The sequence below is a fragment of the Protofrankia coriariae genome, assembly GCF_001017755.1.
Taxonomy (GTDB): Bacteria; Actinomycetota; Actinomycetes; order Frankiales; family Frankiaceae; genus Protofrankia; species Protofrankia coriariae.
In genome coordinates this window covers 9035-32712 of the sequence record NZ_JWIO01000029.1, presented here as the reverse complement: position 1 = coordinate 32712, position 23678 = coordinate 9035, and the positions used below count along the sequence as shown (strand labels likewise).

Below are 23678 nucleotides of genomic sequence, written 5' to 3'. Positions count from 1 at the left end.
AAAGGCCCCACCATGGAAGAAACCCCGTGGAAGCAGGTGAACATCACCTACCCTGCCCAGGACCCCGCTAAGCGGGAACGCCAAGCCATCGCCCACCTGGCCGGAATCCTTCCGTCGGCCGAGGCCAACGGTCTCATCACCTCCTGGTGGTTCATCCGCAAGGGCCCGTGGCGCGTGCGCTACCTGCTCGCTGACCCGGCGGACGGCCACGGCAGCAACGCCGCCGACCCGCTCCATCCCCTGCTCACGAACGGCGTCACCTGGACCCGCGACATCTACGAACCGGAGACCCACGCCTTCGGCGGACCGGCCGGTATGGACCTGGCCCACACGCTGTTCCACGCCGACAGCCGCCACCTGCTCTCCGCCCTCGGCGACGGCCGCACCGACCGGCGGGAACGCTCCCTCGTGCTGTGCACCGCGCTCATGCGGGCCGCGGGACTGGACATCAACGAGCAGGGCGACGTGTGGGCACGAGTGGCCGAGCAGCGCTCCGGCCTCGCCGAAGTACCACCCGACCCGCGGATATGGGCATCCTTCACCAGCGACGTGCGCCACCTCCTCCTCGGTCACGCCCGCGCAGACCTCATCGGCGGCGACTGGCTCGCGTCGTTCCACGAGGCAGGAAGATCACTCCGGAGCCTGCGGGAAAACGGCAATCTCACGCGGGGAATACGCGCGGTCATCGCACTACATGTGATCTTCCATTGGAACCGGATCGGGCTCGCAGCGACCACCCAGGCCACACTCGCGCGGGCCGCGCAGGAAGCCGTCTTCGGCAATATGCCCGGATGACACCGGGGCATCGACGAGGACCCGGGGCGACCCCGTCGGCCGGTCCGCAGCACGTGTTCGCCCGGCGTACCAGGCAGCAGAGGTATGAGCACGAAGAGTCTCCACCGCCTTGGACACCCGGCTGCTCTACCCGTGACTGTTTGACTACGGTGGAATGGTTCATGCTACGGGATAGAAGGCTCAGCGATCAGCATTCGCGTCCGGAGAGGATGTGCGGCGGCGTCATGAGCAAGCGCAGCCAGCGGGTCGAGCAGGACGAGCTGCGTGCGCGGATGCGCGCGGTCGGCATGTCCCACGACGAGATCGCGATCGAGTTCGCCCGCCGCTACAAACTGCGTCCCCGCACCGCGCACCGGGTCGCGCACGGTTGGACCCAGCAGGTGCGACACGAGGTCGCATGGTTCGAGTGAGTGCGTCGGAGGGAGGGCAGGGGCGGATTCAGCCGATGATTGCAACATCCGGGAGGTCGAGTGCTGCGACGAGCTTATCGAGCTGACTCGCCGGAGTCGTCCAGCCGAGGATCTTGCGGGGCCGCGCGTTGAGTTCGGCAGCGACGGCCGCCAGATCGGACGCGGTGTGGACGGACAGGTCGGTGCCCTTGGGGAAGTACTGGCGCAGCAGCCCGTTCGTGTTCTCGTTCGAGCCGCGTTGCCAGGGCTTGGCAGGCTCACAGAAGTAGACCGGGACACCGGTGGCCGCGGTGAACTCGTCGTGGCGGCTCATCTCGCTGCCCTGATCCCAGGTGAGTGAACGCGCCAGTGGGATGGGCAGGCCGGAGACCTCGCGCACGAGCGCGTCGAGCACCTGGTCGGCTCCGCGCCCGCCGGGCAGGTGCAGCAGCATCAGGTAGCGGGTGGAGCGTTCGACCAGAGTGGCGATGGCGGACCGGTTGCCCTGGCCGACGATGAGGTCCCCTTCCCAGTGACCGGGCTGGATCCGGTCCTGGACTTCGGCGGGCCGCTGGGTGATCAGGGTGCCGGGGGCGGCGAAGCGGGTGGCGCGCTGGTCAGGACGGCGTCGCGGGCGGCGGGACCGTCGGCGGGTGCGGAGGTTCGTGGCGGTGTCGCGCTCCAGGCCGCCGCGTTCGGGCCGGTAGAGGGCCTGGTAGATGGTCTCGGTCGCGGCCTGCATGGCCGGGTCGTCGGAGAATTGGCTCTGAACCGGCGATGCGCCGTCGGGACCATCACCCCGAACGACGGCGGCAACAACCGCCACGCACAGCCCGACGTCAACACGTAGACCACCGCGGTGAACACCGCCCGATCCGACACCGGCGCCGTGTCCCGCTACCCTGACCACGCCGCAGGGAAAACAGGCAGCAAGGGCTCCACGAGCTCCCAGAGCTCATCCGGTACCAGCCGCAGAGCAAGGCGGTCATCCACCCCTCAGATCATGCAAGAAGATTCACAACACCACATGAGACACCCTCTTAATTTCGACCCCATAGAGGAAATGATAAAAGCGAACATGGACAACTATAGCGACGGTGGCGACAAAGTCGAGATATCGCGACGAGAGGCGAACGCCTTCAGTGAAGTAGAAGTTTTCGAATCGAATATATGGGAAGACGAGGAGCTCTGGGTCGAGCCAAAATTTGGCGAGAAGACCGTGTCGTGGCAAACCGTGTGGGATCACTTGTATCCAGAATATGATGAGTTTGATCTATATGCGCCCCACGACGACGGCGCGGCTTCGGATATGCATCGCTTGCGCGGTTTGGTGGCGACCCAGTGCGCAGAGACCGAAGCCGTTCTAGGAAAGATCGCCCTCCACTTCGATAAGTCCTTAAATGTCGAACGCAGGACTGCGGGACAATTGCTGCATGAGGTTCGTCGACTATTGGGCGAAGCCAAGGAAAAATGGGCGACAGAGTTGACCGCTATCGATGGCGCGATAAGGCGAAGAAACCACGTGATCCACTCGCCGGCAACGATCGCTTCAGATAGAATTGGGGATGGCGACTGGGTTCCAGTTCTTAGCTTCATCGGCGATGATATCTACGATGAGGGAAATCTCCGCCGCGATCTAGCGCTGCAACATGAAGCAATCATAGCGGCCGTGCGCCTATTTCACTCCTTGAGTGCAGACAGCAAGGAAGATGTTGCCTCAGGCCCAGAGGAATGACAGGGATAGCCGCTTGGGTAATGAATCTTCCTCGGTGCGACAACAAAGCAGTCCAGAGGTGGGAAATAATAGCGCAGCAGGCGGGGTTCCCGCTCGTGCGAACGTCAACCGCTGCCGACCATCGGGGTCGCTGAGAAAGTGTCCATTGAGAACTTCAAGAAATACCGGGACTCGCAGCGCGAGCGCCGCAAATCGGGCGGTCATCGCGCGAAGCCTGGTGATTCAGCTACGCAGCGATGGGGTCAAGGATCCGTCATGAATTAACATTTGCACGCTCGGAGGCATCTTCGCAGGTCACAGGCTTGGGGAAGGTCCAAGGTGCACAGGTTATTTCATTCCAAATCCCAAGGTTGCCGACGAGCATTCGGAAGCGGGGGCTAACCAACCGCTCTTTGAAACTGGCCGACCTGACGTCCTACGCCGGTCGAATTGTACCGGAACCGTGCCATCTCGATGGTCACCTGGTACCGATCGGCGATCTCGGCGTGTGTCAGGCCTTGCCGGGCCGCCGAAACTAGCAGCGGTCTTGGGAGCAGGAGCGTGCCGCCGAAGTTCGTGGCCTGCTCCTCTTCCTCTGGCCTGCACGTACGAAACGGGATTCCGTCAATCTCGCGCATCTCAGAAAGTTCATGCTTGAGAAGGATGTGTGAGAGCTCGTGCGCGATATCACTGGCACGTCGGCCAGGCGTCCGCAGCGGGCTAGTGATCACGAATTGACGACCGCCGATCTCGAACGTGGCCCCGGAGAACGAGTAGGCCTGAATACGTTCGATCTCTTCTAGCCGCGACATCTCTATTAGGTCGCCAGCGCTTACAATCTTGACGCCGAGATGGGTAGCGAGAGTGCTGACGTCAAGGGCGTCGGTCTGCCGCAGCCCCATTTCCGCTCGGAGGCGAAGCGCTTCACGTTCGGCGTTGGCTTTGAATCCGCGCGGTAGGCTCATAGCTGGCCGCTTTCGACTCGCTTCTCTAGCTCGCGGTGGATGTCGACGAGTATGGATCCAAGCCTTTCGGGGACTCCTGGCCGCATTGTCGACGCGGCACGGAGGTGGCATGCCACAAGACTTCGATTTGGTTCGACCTGGGCAGCCAGGGCATCGTACATCTGGCGAATTACCGATGCAATGCTCGAGGCGTGCTCCGGTGCCAGCCGTGGATCGGCGCTGAGGTGCGCGATCGCGACTTCCACCGGGGTATCCAATCGCTCGGCGATCGGGGTGAAGAAGCGGCTCGGTGAGACGCCCACCCAGGCACAGAGGGCCGTGAACGACGCGAGATCTGGCTGTGCACCCGCCTCCACACGCGACATGGTGCTGACGCTGACACCGGCCTCGGCCGCAGCCTGCCTCAGCGATCTTCGACCACGGTGATCGCGAATGAGCGCACCGAGCTTCGCGGCGTCGAGCCGCTCCGCCGGGCGTGTCCGTCCAGCCTCCTCCTCAGGCATGGCGCCCGAGGCCACAGGAGATCCGGGCTGTCCCATACAAGCGATGGTAGCCGACGAACGGCGCTCTGCTGCCCCGTCACCCCGATGTTGCGCAGCGCCGCATCGGTGTGCCAGGATCACGTCCACAGTGAAGCGATGTCGCTTTGCTGAGACAAGGAGGTGCTCATGACGAGCGACGCAGCACGAGACGGGCGGCACCGGACCGTGCAGATCACGATTGACGGCCGCCCGTTCGACGTCGATCCCGATCGACACAGAACGGCAGGGGACCTGCTCCGCCTTGCCGGCCTGAACCCGAACGGGTACGACCTCGCCGTCGTCCGCGGGCACGGCGACGTCCACCGGTTCAAGGACACGGACCCTGTCGAGGTGCACCCGCGGGAGAAGTTCGTGTCGATCCGGCAGCGAGCAGAGGTCGCCTGATGACCTCCGCCGTCGCGACCGTGGGCGCCGACGCCTTCATAGCCGGTCTACTCCGGTGCGACATCCAGACGACGGTGACAGCCTCGGTCGTCGTCTTCACAGTCGCGGCGGCGACCCAGTCAGGGGCAACCGACGTGGAGACCGGAGTAGCTATGTCCGAACTCGGAGCATGGCCTGCCGTGCCGCCTCACTGGATCCACCTCCCCGCGACGGTGGCGCTGACGAACACCAACATCAACATGGATGAGACGTTGCCCGGGTGGGTGCGGCACTCCCGCCAGGTCGCCGGTTGGGGTGACGCCGAGGAGCCGGCGCAGGCATGGCTGGCGCACGTCCGGAGCGTTCTTCAGGAAGCGGCATGACCTTCTCCGCAGCGATGCCCGGCACGATCGACAACGAGCTCAGCCGGCATCTGCTCCGAGCCGACGGCCAGGAAGACGTGTGCCTGGCGACGTACGCGACCTCCACCGGCTCGACCAGAACTACCGCCTTGGTAAACGCCGCGCTGCTACCGGAGCGCGGCGAGCGGGCTGTCCATGGCAACGCGTCGTTCACCGGCGACTACTTCGTCCGGGCGGCAGCCCAGGCTGCTTCGCTCGGTCGAGGTGTCGTAGCGCTGCACTCCCACCCCGGGAGCCGGGGATGGCAGCTGATGTCCCGTCCGGACCATGACGCCGAGCGGTCCTACGCCCACCTCGTTCAGCAGGTGACCGGCAAGCCGCTGGTCGGAATGACTCTTGCCGGGAACGGGGATTGGTCGTGCCGTGTGTGGGATGCCGTGGGAGTCCCGACGCACGGTGAGTCGGTCCGGGTCGTGGGTGACCATTTCCGGGTCACCTGGAACGACCAGCTCCGGCCGGCACCGAAGAGCAACGACAGGCAGGACCGCACCGTCTCAGCCTGGGGCGAGGAGATCCACGCCAGCCTCGCCCGCACCCGGGTACTCGTGGTCGGGGCCGGCAGCGTAGGGCTGGATGTTGGGCTGAGGCTCGCCGCCACCGGCCTCATACAGGTCGGCGTGATGGACTTCGACAGCGTGGAGATCGTCAACCTCGACCGGCTGGTAGGCGCGACCGCCACAGACGTTCGGCTGGCCCGAAGCAAGGTCGAGGTCGCCGGACGGTTGATGGTCCGAGCAGCCACCGCCGCGAACCCCAAGATCGTCGAGCTCGATGCGAGCATCTGTGACCCGGCCGGACTGGCTGCGGCCTTGGACTACGACATCGTGATCAGCTGCGTCGACCGGCCCTGGCCTCGCGGTGTGCTCAACACCCTCGCGTACGCCGACCTGATACCCGTCATCGACGGCGGCATCGGTATCGACACCTTCGACGACGGCACCATGAGGAACGCGACGTGGCGTACCCACGTCCTGCTACCAGGACAACCCTGTCTCTGCTGCAACAAACAATTGGACGCAGGCGAGATCCAGACAGACAAGCTGGGCCTCCTCGACGATCCCGCCTACATCAACGGTGCAGACCCCGAGGCACTACCCAAGCGGCAGAACGTCGCCGTCCTCGCCGCGGGCGTCAGCGCGAGCATCCTGGCCCAGTTCGTCAGCCTGACCGTGACCCCTAGCGGCTTCGGTGTCCCCGGCCCACTCAGCTACTCCCTATCCACCCACACACTCGACCACCTCCATTTTCCGACGAAGAAGGACTGCGCCTTCGAGGCCGCCGTCGCAGCTGGCGACGACCGCCTCGTTCTGACGGGCGAACACACTGCCGCCCGGCATATCCAAGCCGAACGCCGCGCGCGACAGGCCCGCCCCGTCACTCGGCTCCGACGGGCGCTCTCACGGGGGGCTTAACGCTACTACTAAGAACGTGTCTCACGTGGCCAGTTTCTTCCAGCAGGTCAGCGTCGCTGCCAGGGTGAGGAATCCGAGGAAGTTATGGCCGTTGCGTTCGTAGCGGACGGTGAGGCGGCGGTAGCCGCCGAGCCAGGCCATCGTCCTTTCGACCTCGCCTTCGACGGACGCCTGTCCGCCGGCCGCAAGTAACAGACTGAAAACCCACCGTTACACCGTTAACTTGGCCCTGCCAAGATTCCGGTGGTAACGGAGCGTGGTCATGAGAGCAGGATGCGCTGGCGGAGCAGAGGGAACTCGGCGCGGCCGTACATCTGCCGCTTGATCAGCTTGACCTTGGTGTTTGCGCCCTCCATGGGGCCGTTGCTGTAAGGCAGGGTCAGTCCGGCGACGACGGCGTCGTGGTCGGTGTCGAGCCCGGTGACGAAGGCGTGCAGGAAGGGCAGGTCGTCGTCGCGTACGGTTTTCATCCACATGTCGAGGTCCTGGCCGCAGTGGTGGGTGAGCAGGGCGGCGAACGCGCGTATCCGGGCGGCCAGGGCGGTCATCTGCGGGCAGCTGGCGACCAGGTCGTCCCGGTGCCGCCGCCGATGATCGGGCAGGTGCTCGGGCCTGCTCATGAGCCAGGCGGCCAGACGGCGCGGGGACGGCGGGATGCGTTCGGGGTCGGCGCGTCCCTGGTTGAGGTAGCGCACGAGCAGGGTGGCGCTGCCCGGATAGCCCTGCTCGCGGATCTCGGCCAGGAGCCGGGTGACTGCCACGCCGGACTCGTCGGCGAGGCGGCGGCGCAGATGGTCGCGGTAGGGATCGACCAGCGTGCGGCGGTATTGCGGGGGACGCAGCAGAGCCTCGGCCGAGTCGGCCCGGGCATAGCGTTTGACGGTGTTCAGCGCCCAGCCCAGGCGGCGGGCGCACTCCAGCAGCCCGACGCCCTCGTCGAGCAGGGTGTGGACGGCGGCGTGCCGGCTGCGCGTGTGTTCCTCACGGGCAGTGATCGTGCGGGGCGGTCCGGCATGCCAGCAGCGGCTGTGCGCGACCACGGTCTTCTCCACGGCCTCGCCGAGGTTCTTCCACAGGTGCCAGCGGTCGCTGACCTGCACGGCGTCGGGGGCGCCTTGGCGGATCGCCTCCGCATAGGACAACGACCCATCACGGCACACCACCCGAACCCCAGGATGCTCACGCAGCCACGCCGCCAGGCTGTCCGCCTTCCGGTTCGGGAGCACATCGATGCGACGGTGGGTGACGGCATCGATCAGCAAGGTCGCATACCGGCGGTGTCGCCGCAGGGCGACGTCGTCCACGCTGAGCACCCTGGGCACCGCCGACATGCGCAGAGGCAGTGCCATCACCAGCCGCAGCACGGTGGAGCAGCTGACCGCCACCGCGAACACCGACAGCAGCCGTGCCCCCGCCCGCCCGGCCAGGACCACGCCGACCGCGCTGATGAGCGCCCCCAGGTGAGGAGTGCGCCGGGCGTATCGCTCGGCCAGTCCGGGTACCTGCTCCCGAAACGTCTGCTGGGAACAGTCCGGGCTCGGGCACACCAGCCGCCGCAGGGTCAGCTCGATCACCACCGGCCTGCCCCCGACCGGAAGATCGGCGAGCCAGCGCCGGTGATAGCCGTGCACCCGCGCGGTGAGCGTCCCGCAGCGCGGACAGGCCACCGGATCCGCCCGGGTCCGGGCAACGACCCGCACCCTCTGCCCCTCATCGACAACGCGCTGGACCAGCACCGCGGCCAGCTGAGGAAAGACAGTCTTCAGCAGCTCGGCGTCACACAGTTGCCAGCTTGTCACCGCGACGACGGCCTGTCACCACCGGAATCTTGGCAGAGCCGTTAACTTGACACTCCCTTCTCGGGTCTGCCTGGAGTTTGTTTTTATACAGATCTTGAGGACGGTGAAGCGGTGAGCATATCAGCGCGGTCGAGGAGTTCGCGGACTGCTGGTGTCCGGCGGTGGGGCGCCAGGTGGGTGGCCAGGCGGCTCATATGGCCGATGCATCGGGCTGAGTCGACTTCCCCGGTGAGGGTGTTGACGGCGGCATTGCCGAGTGCTGTTACCCGGTCGAGGTCGGGGGGATCCTGCCGGGCGTAGGCGGTGGCGAGCAGTGTCTGGCGGAGGGCTGCTTCGCGGGAGAACGCCGTGTCCTGCAAGGACAGGGCGGCGTGGAGATGTTCTTGCGCCCGGGGCCAGTCGTGGAGTTTCAGATAGCAGTACCCGGCTTGGGCGTGCACCTGCGCCTCGTTGATCCAATAGCACCATCCGGGTTCGCCGTGCTCGGGAACAGCGTCTGTCAGCCGGTCGAACGCGGTGTCGATCGCCGTGCGGCAGCCGGTGGTCTGCTGGTCGTTGGCGTACGCCTCGGCCGCCCGCAGGTGCAGGATCGCGCTCACCCGGGGTGTTCCACCGGGATAGCCGGCCAGGGCGGTTTCAGCGAGTGACACCGCGGCACGGACATGACCGAGGTCCTTGGCCTGGCAGGAAGCGAAACCGAGGATGTTGGCGCCGAGCGCGCGGTCACCGGCGGTGTGCGCGGCGTGGAGCGCGGCGACGAAGAAACGTTGCGCGGGGGCGTGCTGACCGGCGTCGAAGGAAAGCCAGCCCGCCAGCCGGAGGAGTTCGGCCGCGGTGGCGTGGAGGCGGCGTCCGACGCTGTCGGTGTAACGCCGATGCTCGATGAGGCCGATGACGTAGGCGAGGTGCTGGCGGACCAGGCCGAGTAGCGCGCCCCCACCGAGCTGGTCGTCCATCCGGCGGAGCTGGTCGATGATCTGGTCAAGGTGGTCGACGACCGTGGCGGGCAGACGGCTGCCGCTGTTCCGGGTCACGGAGTCCACGGGTGGGGCAAACAGCCACCCGTGGGCGGGTTCGGTGATCGCCGTGCCCATGGCGGTGAGGAACAGTCGACGATCCATGCCTTCAGCGTCGAGGATGCCCCGGGCCGCCTGCAAACCGCCCTCCGCGTTCCAGGGCAGCGCCATGGTGGTGTCTGCGGATGCGCTGTCGCCGGCGGGTACCGGCGGCCACGGGTGGATGACGGTCTCCCCGGGGAGGGGCCGGCAGAATCCCAGCTGCGTTTCTGTCGCCTGGTACAGCGTGCACAGCAGCTGCCGGTAGCGTCGTCGTGGTCGGACCAGTCCGCGTTCCCACCGGGAGATCATCTCGTCGTTGACCCCGGGGTGCGTGCCGTCGATGGCGTGGGCAAGGGTCACCAGTCGTGAGGCAACTTCGTGCTGCTCGAGGCCGTACCACTCCCGGTAGGCCCGCAACATCAGTACGGGGGTGTCTCCCGACATGACGGCCACGTCCTGCGTGTCGCTTGAGTGACTGAACGCGGTAACACTAGCCGTCTCGACGTCGCTCCCCGGACGGCTTCCGGAAACGGCAACTGAAACGGCCACTGATTAGGCCATTGCCACGGCCTTCCTGTGGGCGTCGTCCTGCGGTGTGCTGGGAGCGGTCGCCGCCGGGGCGATGAGCAGCAGACCGGCCCCGGCGGCGGCATGCCAGCCCCAACGAGGGGCGGTGGACAAGGCGGCCAGAGCACGGCTCGCCCTTCGGCGTGCCGGTAACCGCCATGTCCGCGCGGCCCCGAAGCCCCAGGAAGGAGGAAGGCGATGAGTAGCACCATCGGGCAGCCCACCGGTACGGCTCCGACACCCGCGCAGGTCACCGTCCAGGACGTGGCCCGCGTGCAGCGCCGGGTGCGGGCGTTTACCGCGACCCGTGTCACCGACACCGCCCCGACGGCCTACCACCGGTAGAACCCGTCAACGCCTGGCTCTGTCCGGGTCGGCGGGCAGGGGTCCCGTTCCCCCTTCGTGGGATCCCTGCCCGCCGGCCCCTCGCGGCAGAGCAGAAAGGACGACTCTGGCATGGCCCCGCGGTCCACCGGCCTGGAACTGACGTTCCTGGGCCATCAAAGCTGGCACATCAGTGACGGCACCGCTGTGGTGCTGCTCGATCCGATCCTCACCCCGGCGTTCGGGGCCTGCCCGCAGCTGGAGTTCGCGCTATGGCCGCCTCGCACGGTGGACGTCGCCGCGATGCCCCGCCCGGACGCGGTGGTCCTCAGCCACGAGCATCTCGACCACTTCCACCTGCCGTCCCTTGACCTGCTCGACCGGCGGGTACCGGTCTACACCGGCGTCACCACCCCCACCGCGGTGGTCGACGCGATCCGCATGGTGGGTTTCACGGTGCGGCGGCTGGACCACACACAGCCGCTGCGGGTCGGCGAGATGGAGATCTTCCTGTATCCGGCGGCTGCCCGGACACTGTTCTGGGAGTCCCGGGTCGCCCAGCCGCTGATCCGGCTGGTAGACACCACCGGCGCTGACGTGTTCATCGGTGTCGACGCCGACGTCAGTGACCTGTACGTCGAGCAGCTCACCGACGGTGCTCTGCTGCCGCCCCGGTTGGCGGTGGTGTCGAACAACGCCCAGACCGTCCCCTACGGGGCACTCGGCGCGGACACGAACCTGCTCCCCGGCCTGGACGGGCCCCGCCGCCGCACGACCGGCATCGAGATCCTCCACAGCCTGCTGATCAGCTATGTGGAACCGCTCGACGGTGTCAGCGAGGTCGCGCTGTGCGGCAACGGTTTCACCGCCCCGCGCAGCCCGCACGGCCCGTTTCTCTACGCCGACCATGCCAGGCTCGCCGACGCCGCCAACGCCCTCCAACACCTGTTCACCGTGTATGGCCCGCGGCCCGGTGACCGTCTGACCCTGCCCGCCGCCGGCGGGCCCGCGCGCTGTGACCGGGTCCGCTGGGTGCATATCGACACCGACGCCGAGCAGGCCGCCTACGCCCGCCAACGCGCCTTCCTCGCTGACCCCCGCCCGGTGGAACCCACCCCGATCGCCCCACCGCTGATCCACGCCGACGACATCAGCGACGCCCGGACGCTTCTCGCCGCCGAACTCCCCCGACTCGCCCGGCATCTGATCGCGACCCGGACCGGCGCGCTGGCCGGCGGCATCCACGACTACCTGTCCGGCCCGCTCGGGCCGCAGCGGGCGGTCCTCCGCCTGCTCGACCCGCCCGGCAGCCCCGGCACGACGGACAGCTACGCCTGGGACATCACCGGACCCGCGTTCGTGCCGGTGCCCACCACCGGACGCGAGGCGGCCATGGCCACCTACCCGTTCGGCGCGGAAATCTACTACCAGGACCTCGTCGGCCTGCTCCGCGGCCAGGTCCAGATCTGGGACATCATCGGCGGCTCGTTTCAGGGCTGGCACCTCGGCGAACCCCTGGACTCCCTCGTCTACGCCCTGTTCGCCATCTACGGGGAGCACCAGCGCCCCGACCTCGCCCACACCTGCTACACGCGGGCCGTCGCCGCGCTGCGCGGTTCCCCGGCCCGCCACCCATGAACCCCGACCCGGCCGGGCCGCTGGCAGGCGCGACCCGCATCCGACCGGACGGCTGGCTGGCCACCCCCCTCGACACCGACCCCACCACCGCCGCAGCCCAAGCCCAGGATCTGATCAGCCGGTTTCATCCCCACGCCCGCGGCCCGCTGCGCTGCCTGCGTGCCGGCTACCGCACAGCCGTGTTCACCCTCGGGGATCCACCGGTCGCCGTCCTCAAACGCCACGGGGACCCCGACGCCTACACCGGTGAAACCCTCGCCTACGAACTGCTGGCCGGGCAGAACGTCCTCCCCGGCCTGCGCAGCGCCTGCGACACCTCCCACACCCTGCTGGTCGACCATGTGGCCCGCCCCGCCAACTGGTCACGGCCCACCACCTTCGACGCCCTCGTCACCGCGATCGCGACCGTGCACACCGCCTCCGCCCGCTGGCCTCCCTCCCTCGTCACGGCCACCGCCTGCTGGCAGCTGGACACCGCGCTGACCGCACCACCCCCCAGATGGATCAGTAATCCGGACGCGTGGTGCATGCTCCTGCACGTGACCGCCGACGCTCACGGACCCGCCCACATACCACTGGGACACCTCGACCTGAAACCCGCACACCTCCGCGCCGACGACGACACCACGGTACGGATCATCGATGTGGAGACCCTGCGCCCGGACCTCACCGGCATGCCCGACCTGATCACCCTGCCGTCGGTGGCGCACGCCGCCGGGCTCGACCTCGACCCGCGCTGGATCCGCCGCGCCTACCTCGCCGCCACCACCGACCGCGGTGCCCGCTGGAACGACCAGTCCCTGATCCGTGCGCTGACCGCGTTCGCGACCGCCACCGGACTGTCCTCCCTGCACGGCCTGACCGCCCCGTGAACCCGACCCCGCGCGGCAGGATGCTGACCCCGCTGGCCCACCGGCCGTACGCACTGCTATGGACCGGACAAAGCGTCTCCCGCGCCGGTAACTACATCTTCGACACGGTCATCACCGTCGCCGTCTACCAGCTCACGCACTCCGGGGTCCACGTCGGCGCGGTCCTCGGCGTCCTGGTCGCCACCAGCCTGCTGTTCCTCCCGTTCGCCGGGGCCGCCGGGGACCGCGGCTCCCGCGTCCGGATCGTTCTCGCCGCCGACATCATCTCCGGAACGGTCAGCCTCGCACTCGGCGTCGGTCTCCTCACCGACCACCTCCCCCTGCCCGCGGTCTACGGTGCCGCCGCACTGGTCGGCGCACTATCGGCCTACCACCAGCCCTCCTACAAGGCGCTGATCAAAGCAACGGTGCCCGACAACGCCCACGACGCCGCCGTCGCGCTGACAACCCTGACGAACAACATGATCCGCCTGGGCGGGCCCGCGCTCGCCGGACTCGTGCTCCTGCTCGGCAACGCCGCGGCCGGCCTCCTCATCGACGCCGCAACGTTCGCGGTCGCCGCCACCACCCTGACCGCCGCCCGCATCCCCACCCCGCCCGTCCCCCCCACCCGCGGGAACGGGCTCCTGCACGACATCCGCGAAGGTGCCATCACGGTCGCCCGCACCCCCTGGCTACGCCGCTCCTTCCTCACCTCCGCCGCCGTCTCCGGGCTCGCGCTGGCCCCCCTGGACGCACTCATGCCGCTGATCGTGCTCACCGGCGGCATGTCCCCGGCCACGATCGGCTGGCTCGGTGCCGCCCAAGGCGCGGGCGCGGTCACCGGCAGCATCCTGTTCCTCCCGCACCGCCGACCACACTCCCCCGCCGCCCGGCTCCGGCTCTACTACACACTCCTCGCCCTCGGCGCAGCCGCGACCCTCACCGTCGCGCTCACCGCCCACCTCCCCAACCCGGCCCGCAGCATGGCCATGACCGCCGCCATGACCACAACCGGGATCGCCATGGCCGGCTACACCCTGCACGCCATGCTCCTCCAAACCCACGTCCCCGAACGGCTGCTCTCCCGCGTCGTAGCCGCCGACATCCTCGCCTCCGGAGCACCGCGACCCCTCGCGCTCCCCCTCGCCGGAGCACTCGCCGGCCCGATCGGCCCCACCCTCCTCCTCGCCGTCTGCGGCCTCACCGCAACCGTGACCACAACCACCATCGCGCTCACCCCCGGCCAGCCACCCGACACCATCACCCCACCCCCCGACCCGACACGACAACCCGCCATCGCCAGCCAGACCGGATAACCCGCACAACCCCTGGCGGCGACCCCAACGGCGATACACCACACCGCGCGTCGGTCGCGGGAGGTGCTGACCAGTGCCGGGGCGGTCAAGGTCACCGCGCCGCGGGTGAACGACAAGCGCGTCGATCCCGCCACCGGCGAGCGGATGAGGTTCTCCTCGGCGACTCCGCCGCCGTTGGCGCGCAAGACCCCGAAGATCACAAAGGTGCTGCCGCCGCTGTACCTGCACGGGCTATCCTCGGGTGACTTCGTGCCCGCGCTGGGCCAATTCCTCGGCTCGGCGAAGGACCTACCGTCGGTAGTGATCACCAGGTTCACCGAGACGTAGAAGGCTGAACAGCGCGCGTTCGCCGAGCGTGATCTGTCCGATGTGGACTTCGTCTACCTGTGGGTCGACGGCATCCACGTCAACATCCGCCTCGCCGAACACAGGCTGTGCCTGCTGGTGATGATCGGCGTCCGCGCCGACGGCCGCAAGAAACTCGTCGCGCTGGCTGACGGCTACCGCGAGTCCACCGAGTCGTGGGTCGACCTGCTGTGCGACGGCAAGCGCCGCGGCATGGCCGCCCCGGTGCTTGCCGTGGCGACGGGGAAGCAGCCGAACGATTCTCTGCTCCCGCGTGGAACATGCAGGCTCCCCGGTGCCTGTTTGGGCAGGTCAGCGGGGGTGCACAGGTACGAAGCACATCTTCCCTCTACGGGGAATGACTGCCCGTACGCCCACTTGGGAGGCTGACGGGTGTTCAGCGTCCGATGGCAGCACGCCGTCAGGACAGGGCTGGCCGGTTGGCTGCTGCTTCACCGCACGCGACCACGTCAAGAAGGAACCGATGATCGCCTCTACCCCCATACCCGTGATCGAAACCGCAGCGGCGCCGCCGGTCCCCGGCGAGACACGCCTGCGTGCGGGCGCACCCGTGGTCTTCACCGACGGGCATCACTTCAGCCTCGCCGGCCCGCAGGACCTGGACGCGGTGGTCGACGCCGCGGCCGGCCCGCTCTCGGTCATTCTCCAGGTCACCAAACGGTGCAATTTCGACTGCTCGTTCTGCTCGGAGACGTTGCAGGAGCCCGATCCCAGCCTCGCCGTGCTCGAACGCGTCCGAGACAACCTGGCCGGGGTGCCCCGGGTGTTCCTTTCCGGTGGGGAACCGCTGCTGCGCCGGGACTTCATCGACATCGTCGACATGTTCACCGGCACCGTCCTCGGTGTCCCCACGAACGCGACCCGCGGCATCCAACACGCCCACCACCTGACCGGCAAGATCGCGTTCGTGAACGTCGGGCTGGAAGGCCCACGAGCGACGACGAACCGGGTCCGCGGTGACTACGACACGGTCCTGGCCGGGGTGCGGGCGTTCCAGGACGCCGGCCTGCCGCTGTCGCTGTCCGCGGTCGTCTACCGCTCGACGCTGGCAGCGCTGCCGTTCACCTACCAGATCGCCGACGTGCTCGACGCCGGGAAACTCAAACTCATCCTGCCGTTGCGCAAGGGCAACGCGCTCGACCTCGCCGGCCACGAATTCCTCAGCCTCGAGGAGGCCACCGCGGCGTTCGAGCGGCTGACCGAGCTGCGCACCGTGCACGACTGGCGGCCGGCGCTGCGGCTGACCGCGTGGACCCCGGCCACCGAAGGCCACATGATCGTCGTCGGGCCGGGTGGGACGGCCAGCGCCTGGCCGGTCTACACCGCCCCGGACCTGCTGGAACCGCTCGGCAGCCTCCTCGACGAGCCGATTACCGCGCTCTGGCAGCGCTACCGGTTCCAGCGCAATCACTACGCCAAGTACCTGGGCCAGTCGATCCGCACCCTGGCGCGTAGCGACCGGCCGCCCGCGCGGCCCGTCCCGGCCGGGAGCGTCCATGCATGAGGCGCGCAACCTGGGCTGGGCGGACACCCCGTTCGGTGCGTCGCGGCGCCCCTTCCCCGAGCGCATGCCTCTGCTGGCCGCCGTCGCTGTCGCCGGCGGCGCCGACGACCCGCCGATGGCCGTGGGGGCCGTCTACCTGCGGCTGCCGCGGGCGTGCCCGCTGCTGGTCAGCGACGCCGCGCTGCGGTTCGGTTTCCACGCCCTCGCCGTCGACGATCCGGCGGAGATCCCGGCGGTCGTCGCGATGGTTGACGGGCTGCTCGTCCAGGCCCGCCGCCGGGCCGTGATTCTCGCCGGCCACCGCCTCGCCGACGACCTGGCCCGCCTGGCCGCCGCCGCCGACGGCCGGCCCCTGCGAGGGATCACCGCTGTCGCCGCCGCCTGGCAGGACGGCGCCAGCGGACGCGGTCTCGCCCGGCTACTGGACACCTCCCACGGCCCGCATCCCACACCGGCGACGCTGCCGGCCGTCTGCGCCGGCTACCGCCTCACCGGCATCCCTCCCGATCACGATCCGGCCACTCCCGGCCGTGGCCGGTCCGGATCCGCCGGGCCTGCCGCCGCTCCGGACCCGCTGGGGCAGGTGCTGGTCCGGGCCCTGGCGATCGCCCTGATCGCCGCGAGGGTCAGCGGCCACTACCAGTGGGACGACGACCTGCACCTCGACACCATCGTCGAGGCCGCCGCTTGGGACCAGACCCCCGCCACCGCAGGGACAGAGCCGTGACCATGACCCGTCCCGCGGCAGCCCGGTGTCGCCGGCACACCGCCGCACAGCACCACCCTCCGCCCCGATGGCGGCCGGCGACGTCGGCGGGACAGAAGAGCGCGGGACAGGAGTTGGCCGATGCTGCGTGACTGCCTGGTCGTGGCCGTGGAGGGCACCCACGCCTCCGGGAAGACGACGTTGACCCACGCGCTCGCCGCCTACTACCGGGAGCGCGGCATCCACGTCGCCTGTGTCCCCGAACCCGCCCGCAACAGCCCGTTCATCGAGGAGATCGTCGTCCACGGCCGCGGTGCATTCGACCTGGAGACCGAGGTCGACCTGTTCGCCGCCCACCTGTCCAGCCAGCTCCGCACCGCCCGCCACCACACGATGATCATCGCGGACAAGACGATCGCGAACGTCCTCGCCTACGCCTGGCTGGTCCTGCCCGGCGGCCCCGACGGCCCGCACGGCCCCGTCCTGCGCGCGATGGACACGTTCTGCCGGGCCTGGGCACACGTCTACGACGCGGTGTTCTACTGCTGCGACCGCTTCGACCAGCAGCAGGCCGGCGACCCGTACCGGTCGAAGGTGCTCGACATCCAGCCGGCCGCCGACCGCGTCGTGCGCAGCACCTGCGCCAGCGTCGGGCAGCGTATTTACGATATCCCGCCGAACATGTCCACCGCCCAGCGGGTGGACTGGATCGCCGAACAGCTCACCGCCCTCGGCCTCGACCCCACAGCCCGGTAACAACCCGCCCCGTCACGGCCAGCAGGAGGACCGCCCCCATGACGTATACCAGCGCCATCGACGTGCTGTTGCTGCTCATCCGCGACAGCACGGTACTGCTCGCCCTCCGGAACGGCACCGGATTCGCCGATAATCAGTGGAATCTGCCCTCCGGGAAGCTCGAGGCCGGTGAGGACGCGGCTTCCGCGCTGCTGCGTGAGACCCATGAGGAAATCGGCCTCACTCTGGACCGGGCGTCGCTCACGCTCTCCTCAATGGTCCACTTCCGCAACGAACACGGTGAAGGACGACTCGGTTTGTTCTTCCGACCGCGATGGTGGGACGGCGAACCGGTCAACGCCGAACCCCACAAGTGCGCCCGCATCGCCTGGTTCCCCCTCGACGCCCTGCCGGACAACACCTACCCCTACACTCGTATCGGTGTTGATCTCTACCAGAGGCGGCGGAACTTCGCTGCCCACGGCTGGAATACGTAACCACCGGCATCGGTCGGATACAACCACACTCGGCCTACTCGGCCGCGACGACAAATCACGGCGATACGCCTTTTTCAGTTCGCGGAAGGAGACGCACCGATGCCTCGCAGAACCCGGCCGCACTGGCCCGCCCAGCGGCAGGCCAACGGTGAGGTGACCGTCCGGCAGTTCGACCCGGGAACAGGATGGACCCTGGCCGCCGCACGGGACCTGCTCGCCCAAGGCTACACCCACGATCACATGGCCGCCCTGACGGGTTACCCGATCGCCATGCTTCGGGCCCCCGTCCCGGCGCAGGACGTCTTGCACGCAGCCACACCGCCGGCCTCCTGGACTGCGGCCACCCAGTAGCGCCACACGCCGCGTCCCTTGCGTGGCGCCGACGCGGGTCTTCTTGAGCGGTCCGGATGCTGCGCCCACGGCCACCGTGTTTCCTTGTCCCGTTCGCGCTCATCGTGTCGCTGCCGCGATCTCGGCGCGGAGTGGCGGCGCCTCTTTCTGTTTCCCGGCCAGCCCGAGGTCTTCGGCGAGCTCCGGCGCGCGGACAGCCGAACGGTAAAGATCGCAACAGCGTCGCTGGGCACGTGCAACTGCCCCGTCGATCTCCTGTCATGCTGCCTTGATCCGAAGATGGCGACCTGTCGGTCCGCCGGCCCAGGAGGGGATGTCTCTATCGGGCTATGCCAGCATCTTGCTGGCATAGCCCGTATGAGTACTTATCTGTGCTGAAATAGCTAGTTCTCCTGGGTCAATTTGCACTGGATTGACGGTCGCACTGCGAAGTTGGAGCGACGCGGACCGCGACAATCGGGGTAGTCATGGAGGGGAGGGGCGTACCCAGACGGGTGGTCCACCGCCTGTCGTGACGGACCTGCGAGGTGGGCGCTGTGGTAGTTCGTCGCGCGTGGGCGGGTCGCCGACGTCGTTCTCCGCGGGCAGGACTCCCGGGCGTATTCGCGGCTGTTGTCGCCGCGATGCTTCTGGGAGCGTGTGGCTCCGGCGGCGGCTCCACGCCTGTAGCCGGTGGCTCGGGAGGGGCCGGTTCGTCCTCCGCCCAACCGAGCGTGTCGCCGTCGGATCTTGCCCGGGAGCGGGCGGTCGCCGCCTATCGGGGAATGTGGCAGGCCGACGCCCAGGCCAGTCACACCTCGGACTGGCGGGCGCCCTATCTGTCGCGTTACGCCTCGGGTGACGCTTTGCAGGTGCTGACCGGTGACCTCTACGCCGACCATCTCAATGGGCTGGTCGCGAAGGGCGAGCCGGTAAACAGTCCGCGGGTGACGTCGGTGAGCCCGCAGGACACGCCAACCTCGGTGATGATTGAGGACTGCGCCGATACCCGGAACTGGTTGAGATACAGGACCGACGGTTCGTTGCTGGACAACACGCCGGGGGGAATGCACCGGATTCTTGCCGAGGTGCGGCTGCACACCGACGGACTGTGGCGTGTCACCCGGTTCGGGATCGGTGATCTGGCATCATGCTGATGCGAAGAGGCATTTTCCTCGCTGTGCTCGCAGTAGCGGCGATCGGCGTATTCGTGTCTCCAGCCACCGCCGACGACAAGTTCGGCAGTACGCGGTGTACCCAGAACCCCTATCCAGGGTGCGAGCTTTTCGCCGGGAACAACGGGACTCCTGCGCCGGCCCCGGGAGAAGGCCCTTCGCCCGCCGGCCCTGGTGCTGGCGGAGGTGGCGGGCAGGCACGTCCCACTCCTCCAAGGGACAGGTCGTTGGACGAGCCGGACACGGCGGACTGCTCGTATGTCCGTAGTGATTACCAGGTGCCTGTGAATGCTCCTCAGCCGGTCCTTTACCGGCCGCCGGTGAGTGGTGGGCTGATGGTACGGCCGGCGGTGTTCCGCTCGTCGCGGCTGTCGGTGCAGGCGGTGGCAACGGGGCCAGAGCAGGGGGCGGGTGCCTGGTATGTCTACCGGTGCGCGGCGAACGGTGTGCGGGACGCGCTGTATCGGCCACCGGTGTGGATTCCGGACGCGGCTCCGGGGGCGGCCGGGCCGGACCCGGCGGGGCTGGCGGAGCAGGCGCGTAACCGGCTTCGGCTGGCGGGTCCGCGGATCGTGATGAGTCCGACGGGTGATCAGCTTGTCCGGTTGCCGACGTGGCTGTGGCTGGACCCGGCCGGGTGGGCCGCGTTGTCCGCGACCGCGGCGGCGGGTGGGGTGGCGGTGACCGCAGTCGCCACGCCGGTGGAGGTCACGTGGGCTCTGGGTGACGGCGGGACGGTGACCTGTACCGGTCCGGGCACACCGTTTCCGGCCGGTGCCGATCCGGCGAGTGTGTCGCCGGACTGTGGCTATACCTATCGCGACCGGTCGTTGGATGCGCCGGGTGGGACGTTTCCGGTGACGGCGACGGTGCGCTGGGACGTGTCGTGGGCGGGCGCGGGTCAGGCCGGGGTGTTCCCGGGGTTGACGACGGTGTCCGCGGCGGCGGTCCGGGTGATTGACGTTCCCGTGCTGACGACAGGCGGTGGCTGATGACGACCGTGACCGGTCCGGCGAGGCGGCGCAGGCCGGGATGCGCTCCCAGCGGGACGCGTGCGGGGGGTGGGTCGTGGTGACCGCGTCGTCCGCGACGCCGCGTACCACCGGGCAGGACCGTGCCGGTCGGCGGGCGGGCGGGCCGTCTGCGGCCCGGGTGACGGGCGCGCCGCGGCGCCGCCGTGTTCCGTATCTGCTGCTCGGTGTGGTGCTGGTGGTGGGGTGTGCCACCGCCGGTCTGATCGCCGGGGCTCGGGTGGGTGCCCGGGAACCGGTGCTGGTGCTGGCCCGGCCGGTGATGGTGGGTCAGGTCCTGGCGGCGGCGGATCTGCGGGAGGTGCGGGTCGCCGCGGACGGGGTGGACACGATCCCGGCCCGGGGCAAGGACGGTGTGCTCGGCCGTCCCGTGGCCTACAGCCTGCCGGCCGGCACGGTGCTCGGCCGGGCGGTCCTCGGTGCCGCGCAGATTCCTCCGCCCGGCGCGGCGATTGCGGCGGTGGCGTTGAAGGCCGGCCAGTTCCCCACCGGTCTGAGCGCCGGCTCCCGGGTGCTGGTGGTCGTCGCCCCCGGCACCAGTGCGGTCGCGGCTGCCCCGGCGGCGGCTTCCCGTTCGTGGGAGGCGACGGTGGTCGCGGTGGCGGCCCGCGACACCGATCAGACGATGGTGGTCTCGCTGCAACTCGCCGAGGATGACGCCCGCGCGCTGGCGGCGGCCCCGGCCGGGCAGATCGGCATCGTCGTGGTCAGCGGAGGGGGCCGGTGACCCCCGCATGATCGTCACGGTGGGTTCGTTGAAGGGGTCGCCGGGCGCGACCACGCTGGCGCTCGCGCTGGCGGACCGCTGGCCGGCGGGTGGTGAGCCGCTGGTGGTGGAGGCGGATCCGGCGGGTGGTGACCTGGGCGCACGGTTCGGGCTGAGCCCGCAGCGGGGGCTGGTCACGCTGGCCGCCGCCGGCCGNTGGCCGCCGCCGGCCGTCGGGGTGGTGGTGGGCAGCCGCGTCCGCTGGCGGAGCACGTCCATCGGCTGCCGGGTGGTCTTGAGGTGCTGACCGCGCCTGCCGGTGCCGAGCAGGCCCGGCAGGCGCTCGGTGAGCTCGGCGGGGGTGGCTGGTCGCTGCTGTGGGCCGCAGCACGGCAGGGCGGCCGGCCGGTGCTGGTGGACTGCGGCCGGTTGGACCCGGCCTCGCCGGCGGCGCCGGCGTTACGCGCGGCGGACGTGCTGCTGCTGGTCGTGCGGGCCCGCGACGACGAGCTGGCGCATCTGGCGACCCGGATGCGGGTGATCCAGGGCTGGCGGCTGCCGGCCTGGTATCTGGTGGTCGCCGGCCAGCCGGGCAGGGACGACCGCTACCGGATGCGTGACCTGGCCGGGGTGCTGGGCGCCCGGGTGCTCGGGCCGATCCCGCACGACCCGGCTGCCGCCGCGGTCCTGGCCGGGCAGCGCCGCGCCCGCGGCGGTATCAGCCGATCCCGGCTGGGCCGGGCGGCGGCCGAGCTGGCCGGCTATCTGACCGGCCACCTCGACGTCCCCGACCAGACCACGCCCGACCAGCACGTCCCCGTTCGTCCCGGCCGGGACGAGCCGGCTGCGCTGCCCGCGGTGTCCACCGGCTGGGTGCCCGCCGACACCGTCTACGCGCCGCGCGAGAAGGAGGCGCGGTGACCGGCGATCTTTCGTGGACGGCGGGGAACGGCGCGGGCTGGCCGGACAGCCTGACCCCTTGGACCGCCGCGACGGCACCAGCTGCTCGTCCCGGCCGGGTTCCCGGCACGGCGGCCGATCTTCTGCGCGCGCGGCTGCGGGACGGCTTGCGGGCCGCGCTCGCCGCCCGGCTGCACGCCGATGAGGACGCCGGGGCGGCGGGGCTGGACGGGCCGGCGCGTGAGGCGTTCGCCCTGTCCGTGCTCGCGGATCTCGCGGAGGAGCACACCACGGCGGAGCTCGCGCGCGGCGCCGCGGTGCTGCCGCCCGCGGACGAGCAGCGTGTCCTGCACGAGGTCCTCGCCGAGGTCCTCGGGCTTGGGGGGCTGGAGCCTCTGCTGGCCGACGGCTCCATCGAGAACATCAACATCAATGGTGATCGGGTGTTCATCCGTCGGGCGGACGGCAGCCGGGAGCGGCTGCCNGGCAGCCGGGAGCGGCTGCCGTCGATCGTCGGGTCTGACGGCGAGCTCGTCGGTCTGATCCGGGATCTGGCCGCGCACGCCGGGGTGGAGGAACGTCGCTGGGACCGTGGCGCGCCGCTGGTCAACTTCCACCTGCCGGACCGGAGCCGGGTGTGCGCGGTCATGGCGGTCACCCAGCGGCCGTCCGTCAGTATCCGCCGGCACCGGCTCCGTCACGTCACGCTGGCCGCGTTGCGGGCGAACGGCACGCTCGACTACGGGGTGGAGGCGCTGCTCGCCGCGCTGGTGCGGGCCCGGAAGAACATCGTGGTCGCCGGTGGGACCGCGATCGGGAAGACCACGCTGCTGCTGGCGCTCGCCGACCAGATCCCGCCGTCCGAACGGCTGGTGACTGTGGAGGACGTCTACGAGCTCGGTCTCGACGCCGACGAACATGCCCACCCGGACGTGGTGGCGATGCAGGTCCGGGAACCCAACACCGAGGGCGAGGGTGCGATCTCCGCGTCCGACCTGGTCCGCGCCGCGCTGCGGATGTCCCCGGATCGGGTGATCGTCGGGGAGGTGCGGGGGGCCGAGGTCGTGCCCATGCTCAACGCGATGTCGCAGGGTAACGACGGGTCGATGACCACCGTGCACTCCTCCACCTCCCGCGGGGTGTTCACCCGGCTGGCCTCCTACGCGGTGCAGGGGCCGGAACGGCTGCCGCTGGAGGCGACGAACCTGCTGATCGCGTCGGCGATCCACGTGGTGGTGCATCTCGCGGAGCCGCGTGGCGAGCGGGGCCGCCGGGTCGTCTCCAGCGTGCGGGAGGTGGTGGACGCCGACGGCACGCAGGTGATCACAAACGAGTTGTACCGGCCGGGGCCGGACCGCCGCGGTGTACCGGCCGCCCCGCCGTCCGCGGAACTGCTCGACGACCTGATCGACGTCGGGTTCGACCCGGATCTGCTCGCCCGGGGGTGGTGGGGGTGACCGGGCTGTTCGGGCTGTGCGGGCTGGGGATCGGTGTCGGACTGCTACTGATCGTCTATGGCTGGCGGGGTGTGCCCGTCGAGGCCACCGGCCGTCTGCCGCGGCGGTGGCCC

The 23678-nt window shown here is 69.3% G+C and carries 25 protein-coding genes and 2 pseudogenes; 21 read left to right on the top strand and 6 right to left on the bottom strand.

The features are described from left to right. Positions 1-12 precede the first annotated feature (12 nt). Together FrCorBMG51_RS17085 and FrCorBMG51_RS17080 are read left to right on the top strand one after the other, a co-directional pair. Positions 13-795 carry a thiopeptide-type bacteriocin biosynthesis protein gene (locus FrCorBMG51_RS17085; protein ID WP_047224065.1) on the top strand — a complete coding sequence of 261 codons (783 nt, stop codon included), beginning with the start codon at positions 13-15 and terminating at the stop codon, positions 793-795. Positions 796-1019: 224 nt separating this feature from the next. Beyond that, on the top strand, positions 1020-1205 hold the full coding sequence (locus FrCorBMG51_RS17080) for a hypothetical protein (RefSeq protein ID WP_139342384.1): 186 nt from the start codon (positions 1020-1022) through the stop codon (positions 1203-1205). Positions 1206-1233: 28 nt separating this feature from the next. Here the strand turns inward: FrCorBMG51_RS17080 and FrCorBMG51_RS17075 are convergent. After that, positions 1234-1947 (bottom strand): annotated as a pseudogene (locus FrCorBMG51_RS17075) (IS30 family transposase); the annotation flags it as partial. 315 nt (positions 1948-2262) lie between these two features. Here FrCorBMG51_RS17075 and FrCorBMG51_RS28465 point away from each other — a divergent pair. Beyond that, entirely contained in the window at positions 2263-2919 is a 657-nt protein-coding gene (locus tag FrCorBMG51_RS28465) for a hypothetical protein (protein ID WP_139342383.1), read from the top strand. A 377-nt stretch (positions 2920-3296) separates the two neighbouring features. On the opposite strand, the gene FrCorBMG51_RS17070 is transcribed toward FrCorBMG51_RS28465, so the two are convergent. Further along, a complete protein-coding gene (locus FrCorBMG51_RS17070; protein ID WP_157180545.1) occupies positions 3297-3863 on the bottom strand; it encodes an ImmA/IrrE family metallo-endopeptidase in 567 nt (188 codons plus the stop codon). Further along, a complete protein-coding gene (locus FrCorBMG51_RS27070) occupies positions 3860-4366 on the bottom strand; it encodes a helix-turn-helix domain-containing protein (RefSeq protein WP_086055524.1) in 507 nt (168 codons plus the stop codon). Before FrCorBMG51_RS27070 ends, FrCorBMG51_RS17070 begins: the two co-directional genes overlap by 4 nt. A 165-nt stretch (positions 4367-4531) precedes the next feature. On the opposite strand from FrCorBMG51_RS27070, the gene FrCorBMG51_RS17065 reads away from it, so the two are divergent. Genes FrCorBMG51_RS17065 through FrCorBMG51_RS17055 form a run of 3 tightly spaced genes read left to right on the top strand, consistent with a single transcriptional unit; the run spans position 4532 to position 6602 of the window. After that, positions 4532-4789 carry a hypothetical protein gene (locus tag FrCorBMG51_RS17065; protein ID WP_047224062.1) on the top strand — a complete coding sequence of 86 codons (258 nt, stop codon included), beginning with the start codon at positions 4532-4534 and terminating at the stop codon, positions 4787-4789. Next, entirely contained in the window at positions 4789-5151 is a 363-nt protein-coding gene (locus tag FrCorBMG51_RS17060) for a hypothetical protein (protein ID WP_047224061.1), read from the top strand. The genes FrCorBMG51_RS17065 and FrCorBMG51_RS17060 overlap by 1 nt, the downstream gene beginning before the upstream one ends. Beyond that, positions 5148-6602: a ThiF family adenylyltransferase gene (locus FrCorBMG51_RS17055; RefSeq protein WP_047224060.1), complete on the top strand. Its 1455-nt coding sequence runs from the start codon at positions 5148-5150 to the stop codon at positions 6600-6602. Before FrCorBMG51_RS17060 ends, FrCorBMG51_RS17055 begins: the two co-directional genes overlap by 4 nt. A 260-nt stretch (positions 6603-6862) precedes the next feature. On the opposite strand, the gene FrCorBMG51_RS17050 is transcribed toward FrCorBMG51_RS17055, so the two are convergent. The 3 genes from FrCorBMG51_RS17050 to FrCorBMG51_RS32635 all read right to left on the bottom strand — a co-directional run bounded on the left by FrCorBMG51_RS17050 (position 6863) and on the right by FrCorBMG51_RS32635 (position 10140). Beyond that, on the bottom strand, positions 6863-8401 hold the full coding sequence (locus FrCorBMG51_RS17050; protein ID WP_235433672.1) for an ISL3 family transposase: 1539 nt from the start codon (positions 8399-8401) through the stop codon (positions 6863-6865). A gap of 83 nt (positions 8402-8484) precedes the next feature. After that, on the bottom strand, positions 8485-9903 hold the full coding sequence (locus FrCorBMG51_RS17045) for a helix-turn-helix domain-containing protein (RefSeq protein WP_052914771.1): 1419 nt from the start codon (positions 9901-9903) through the stop codon (positions 8485-8487). 108 nt (positions 9904-10011) lie between these two features. Further along, positions 10012-10140: a hypothetical protein gene (locus FrCorBMG51_RS32635; protein WP_268760575.1), complete on the bottom strand. Its 129-nt coding sequence runs from the start codon at positions 10138-10140 to the stop codon at positions 10012-10014. Between the two features lie 84 nt (positions 10141-10224). On the opposite strand from FrCorBMG51_RS32635, the gene FrCorBMG51_RS28460 reads away from it, so the two are divergent. From FrCorBMG51_RS28460 to FrCorBMG51_RS34910, 15 genes and pseudogenes are all read left to right on the top strand, one after another. Then, positions 10225-10371, top strand: a complete 147-nt coding sequence (locus tag FrCorBMG51_RS28460) for a hypothetical protein (RefSeq protein ID WP_157180544.1) — start codon at positions 10225-10227, stop codon at positions 10369-10371. A gap of 111 nt (positions 10372-10482) precedes the next feature. Further along, on the top strand, positions 10483-11988 hold the full coding sequence (locus FrCorBMG51_RS25475) for an MBL fold metallo-hydrolase (RefSeq protein ID WP_052914770.1): 1506 nt from the start codon (positions 10483-10485) through the stop codon (positions 11986-11988). Beyond that, positions 11985-12860, top strand: a complete 876-nt coding sequence (locus tag FrCorBMG51_RS17035; RefSeq protein WP_047224059.1) for a hypothetical protein — start codon at positions 11985-11987, stop codon at positions 12858-12860. Before FrCorBMG51_RS25475 ends, FrCorBMG51_RS17035 begins: the two co-directional genes overlap by 4 nt. After that, positions 12857-14158 (top strand): MFS transporter, encoded by a 1302-nt coding sequence (locus FrCorBMG51_RS17030; protein ID WP_157180543.1) that lies wholly within the window; start codon positions 12857-12859, stop codon positions 14156-14158. Before FrCorBMG51_RS17035 ends, FrCorBMG51_RS17030 begins: the two co-directional genes overlap by 4 nt. Before the next feature lie 36 nt (positions 14159-14194). Further along, positions 14195-14749: pseudogene (locus FrCorBMG51_RS17025) on the top strand (transposase); the annotation flags it as partial. A 238-nt stretch (positions 14750-14987) separates the two neighbouring features. Then, a complete protein-coding gene (locus FrCorBMG51_RS17020; RefSeq protein WP_047224057.1) occupies positions 14988-16028 on the top strand; it encodes a radical SAM protein in 1041 nt (346 codons plus the stop codon). Next, on the top strand, positions 16021-16755 hold the full coding sequence (locus FrCorBMG51_RS17015) for a hypothetical protein (protein WP_047224056.1): 735 nt from the start codon (positions 16021-16023) through the stop codon (positions 16753-16755). Before FrCorBMG51_RS17020 ends, FrCorBMG51_RS17015 begins: the two co-directional genes overlap by 8 nt. A gap of 120 nt (positions 16756-16875) precedes the next feature. Continuing rightward, positions 16876-17490, top strand: a complete 615-nt coding sequence (locus FrCorBMG51_RS17010; protein WP_047224055.1) for an AAA family ATPase — start codon at positions 16876-16878, stop codon at positions 17488-17490. Positions 17491-17528: 38 nt separating this feature from the next. Then, positions 17529-17966: an NUDIX hydrolase gene (locus FrCorBMG51_RS17005; protein WP_047224054.1), complete on the top strand. Its 438-nt coding sequence runs from the start codon at positions 17529-17531 to the stop codon at positions 17964-17966. A gap of 99 nt (positions 17967-18065) precedes the next feature. After that, positions 18066-18317 carry a hypothetical protein gene (locus FrCorBMG51_RS17000; protein ID WP_076844190.1) on the top strand — a complete coding sequence of 84 codons (252 nt, stop codon included), beginning with the start codon at positions 18066-18068 and terminating at the stop codon, positions 18315-18317. Between the two features lie 764 nt (positions 18318-19081). Then, the gene (locus FrCorBMG51_RS31600) at positions 19082-19453 is read left to right on the top strand and encodes a hypothetical protein (protein ID WP_086055522.1); all 372 of its coding nucleotides are present in this window, start codon (positions 19082-19084) and stop codon (positions 19451-19453) included. Between the two features lie 353 nt (positions 19454-19806). Continuing rightward, a complete protein-coding gene (locus FrCorBMG51_RS31595; protein ID WP_235433671.1) occupies positions 19807-20463 on the top strand; it encodes a hypothetical protein in 657 nt (218 codons plus the stop codon). Next, on the top strand, positions 20456-21229 hold the full coding sequence (locus FrCorBMG51_RS16985) for an SAF domain-containing protein (RefSeq protein ID WP_235433670.1): 774 nt from the start codon (positions 20456-20458) through the stop codon (positions 21227-21229). Before FrCorBMG51_RS31595 ends, FrCorBMG51_RS16985 begins: the two co-directional genes overlap by 8 nt. A gap of 279 nt (positions 21230-21508) precedes the next feature. Then, positions 21509-22129: a hypothetical protein gene (locus tag FrCorBMG51_RS32630; protein ID WP_052914768.1), complete on the top strand. Its 621-nt coding sequence runs from the start codon at positions 21509-21511 to the stop codon at positions 22127-22129. A gap of 626 nt (positions 22130-22755) precedes the next feature. After that, positions 22756-23565: a CpaF family protein gene (locus FrCorBMG51_RS34910; protein ID WP_476742189.1), complete on the top strand. Its 810-nt coding sequence runs from the start codon at positions 22756-22758 to the stop codon at positions 23563-23565. Positions 23566-23678: the final 113 nt, after the last annotated feature.

Bases quoted from the DNA above. Each gene is read 5' to 3' on its own strand.
- FrCorBMG51_RS17085 (WP_047224065.1), top strand. From the start codon at position 13: ATGGAAGAAACCCCGTGGAAGCAGGTGAACATCACCTACCCTGCCCAG.
- FrCorBMG51_RS17080 (WP_139342384.1), top strand. From the start codon at position 1,020: ATGAGCAAGCGCAGCCAGCGGGTCGAGCAGGACGAGCTGCGTGCGCGG.
- FrCorBMG51_RS28465 (WP_139342383.1), top strand. From the start codon at position 2,263: ATGGACAACTATAGCGACGGTGGCGACAAAGTCGAGATATCGCGACGA.
- FrCorBMG51_RS17070 (WP_157180545.1), bottom strand. From the start codon at position 3,863: ATGAGCCTACCGCGCGGATTCAAAGCCAACGCCGAACGTGAAGCGCTT.
- FrCorBMG51_RS27070 (WP_086055524.1), bottom strand. From the start codon at position 4,366: ATGCCTGAGGAGGAGGCTGGACGGACACGCCCGGCGGAGCGGCTCGAC.
- FrCorBMG51_RS17065 (WP_047224062.1), top strand. From the start codon at position 4,532: ATGACGAGCGACGCAGCACGAGACGGGCGGCACCGGACCGTGCAGATC.
- FrCorBMG51_RS17060 (WP_047224061.1), top strand. From the start codon at position 4,789: ATGACCTCCGCCGTCGCGACCGTGGGCGCCGACGCCTTCATAGCCGGT.
- FrCorBMG51_RS17055 (WP_047224060.1), top strand. From the start codon at position 5,148: ATGACCTTCTCCGCAGCGATGCCCGGCACGATCGACAACGAGCTCAGC.
- FrCorBMG51_RS17045 (WP_052914771.1), bottom strand. From the start codon at position 9,903: ATGTCGGGAGACACCCCCGTACTGATGTTGCGGGCCTACCGGGAGTGG.
- FrCorBMG51_RS28460 (WP_157180544.1), top strand. From the start codon at position 10,225: ATGAGTAGCACCATCGGGCAGCCCACCGGTACGGCTCCGACACCCGCG.
- FrCorBMG51_RS25475 (WP_052914770.1), top strand. From the start codon at position 10,483: ATGGCCCCGCGGTCCACCGGCCTGGAACTGACGTTCCTGGGCCATCAA.
- FrCorBMG51_RS17035 (WP_047224059.1), top strand. From the start codon at position 11,985: ATGAACCCCGACCCGGCCGGGCCGCTGGCAGGCGCGACCCGCATCCGA.
- FrCorBMG51_RS17020 (WP_047224057.1), top strand. From the start codon at position 14,988: ATGATCGCCTCTACCCCCATACCCGTGATCGAAACCGCAGCGGCGCCG.
- FrCorBMG51_RS17015 (WP_047224056.1), top strand. From the start codon at position 16,021: ATGCATGAGGCGCGCAACCTGGGCTGGGCGGACACCCCGTTCGGTGCG.
- FrCorBMG51_RS17010 (WP_047224055.1), top strand. From the start codon at position 16,876: ATGCTGCGTGACTGCCTGGTCGTGGCCGTGGAGGGCACCCACGCCTCC.
- FrCorBMG51_RS17005 (WP_047224054.1), top strand. From the start codon at position 17,529: ATGACGTATACCAGCGCCATCGACGTGCTGTTGCTGCTCATCCGCGAC.
- FrCorBMG51_RS17000 (WP_076844190.1), top strand. From the start codon at position 18,066: ATGCCTCGCAGAACCCGGCCGCACTGGCCCGCCCAGCGGCAGGCCAAC.
- FrCorBMG51_RS31600 (WP_086055522.1), top strand. From the start codon at position 19,082: ATGTGGCAGGCCGACGCCCAGGCCAGTCACACCTCGGACTGGCGGGCG.
- FrCorBMG51_RS31595 (WP_235433671.1), top strand. From the start codon at position 19,807: ATGGTACGGCCGGCGGTGTTCCGCTCGTCGCGGCTGTCGGTGCAGGCG.
- FrCorBMG51_RS34910 (WP_476742189.1), top strand. From the start codon at position 22,756: ATGGCGGTCACCCAGCGGCCGTCCGTCAGTATCCGCCGGCACCGGCTC.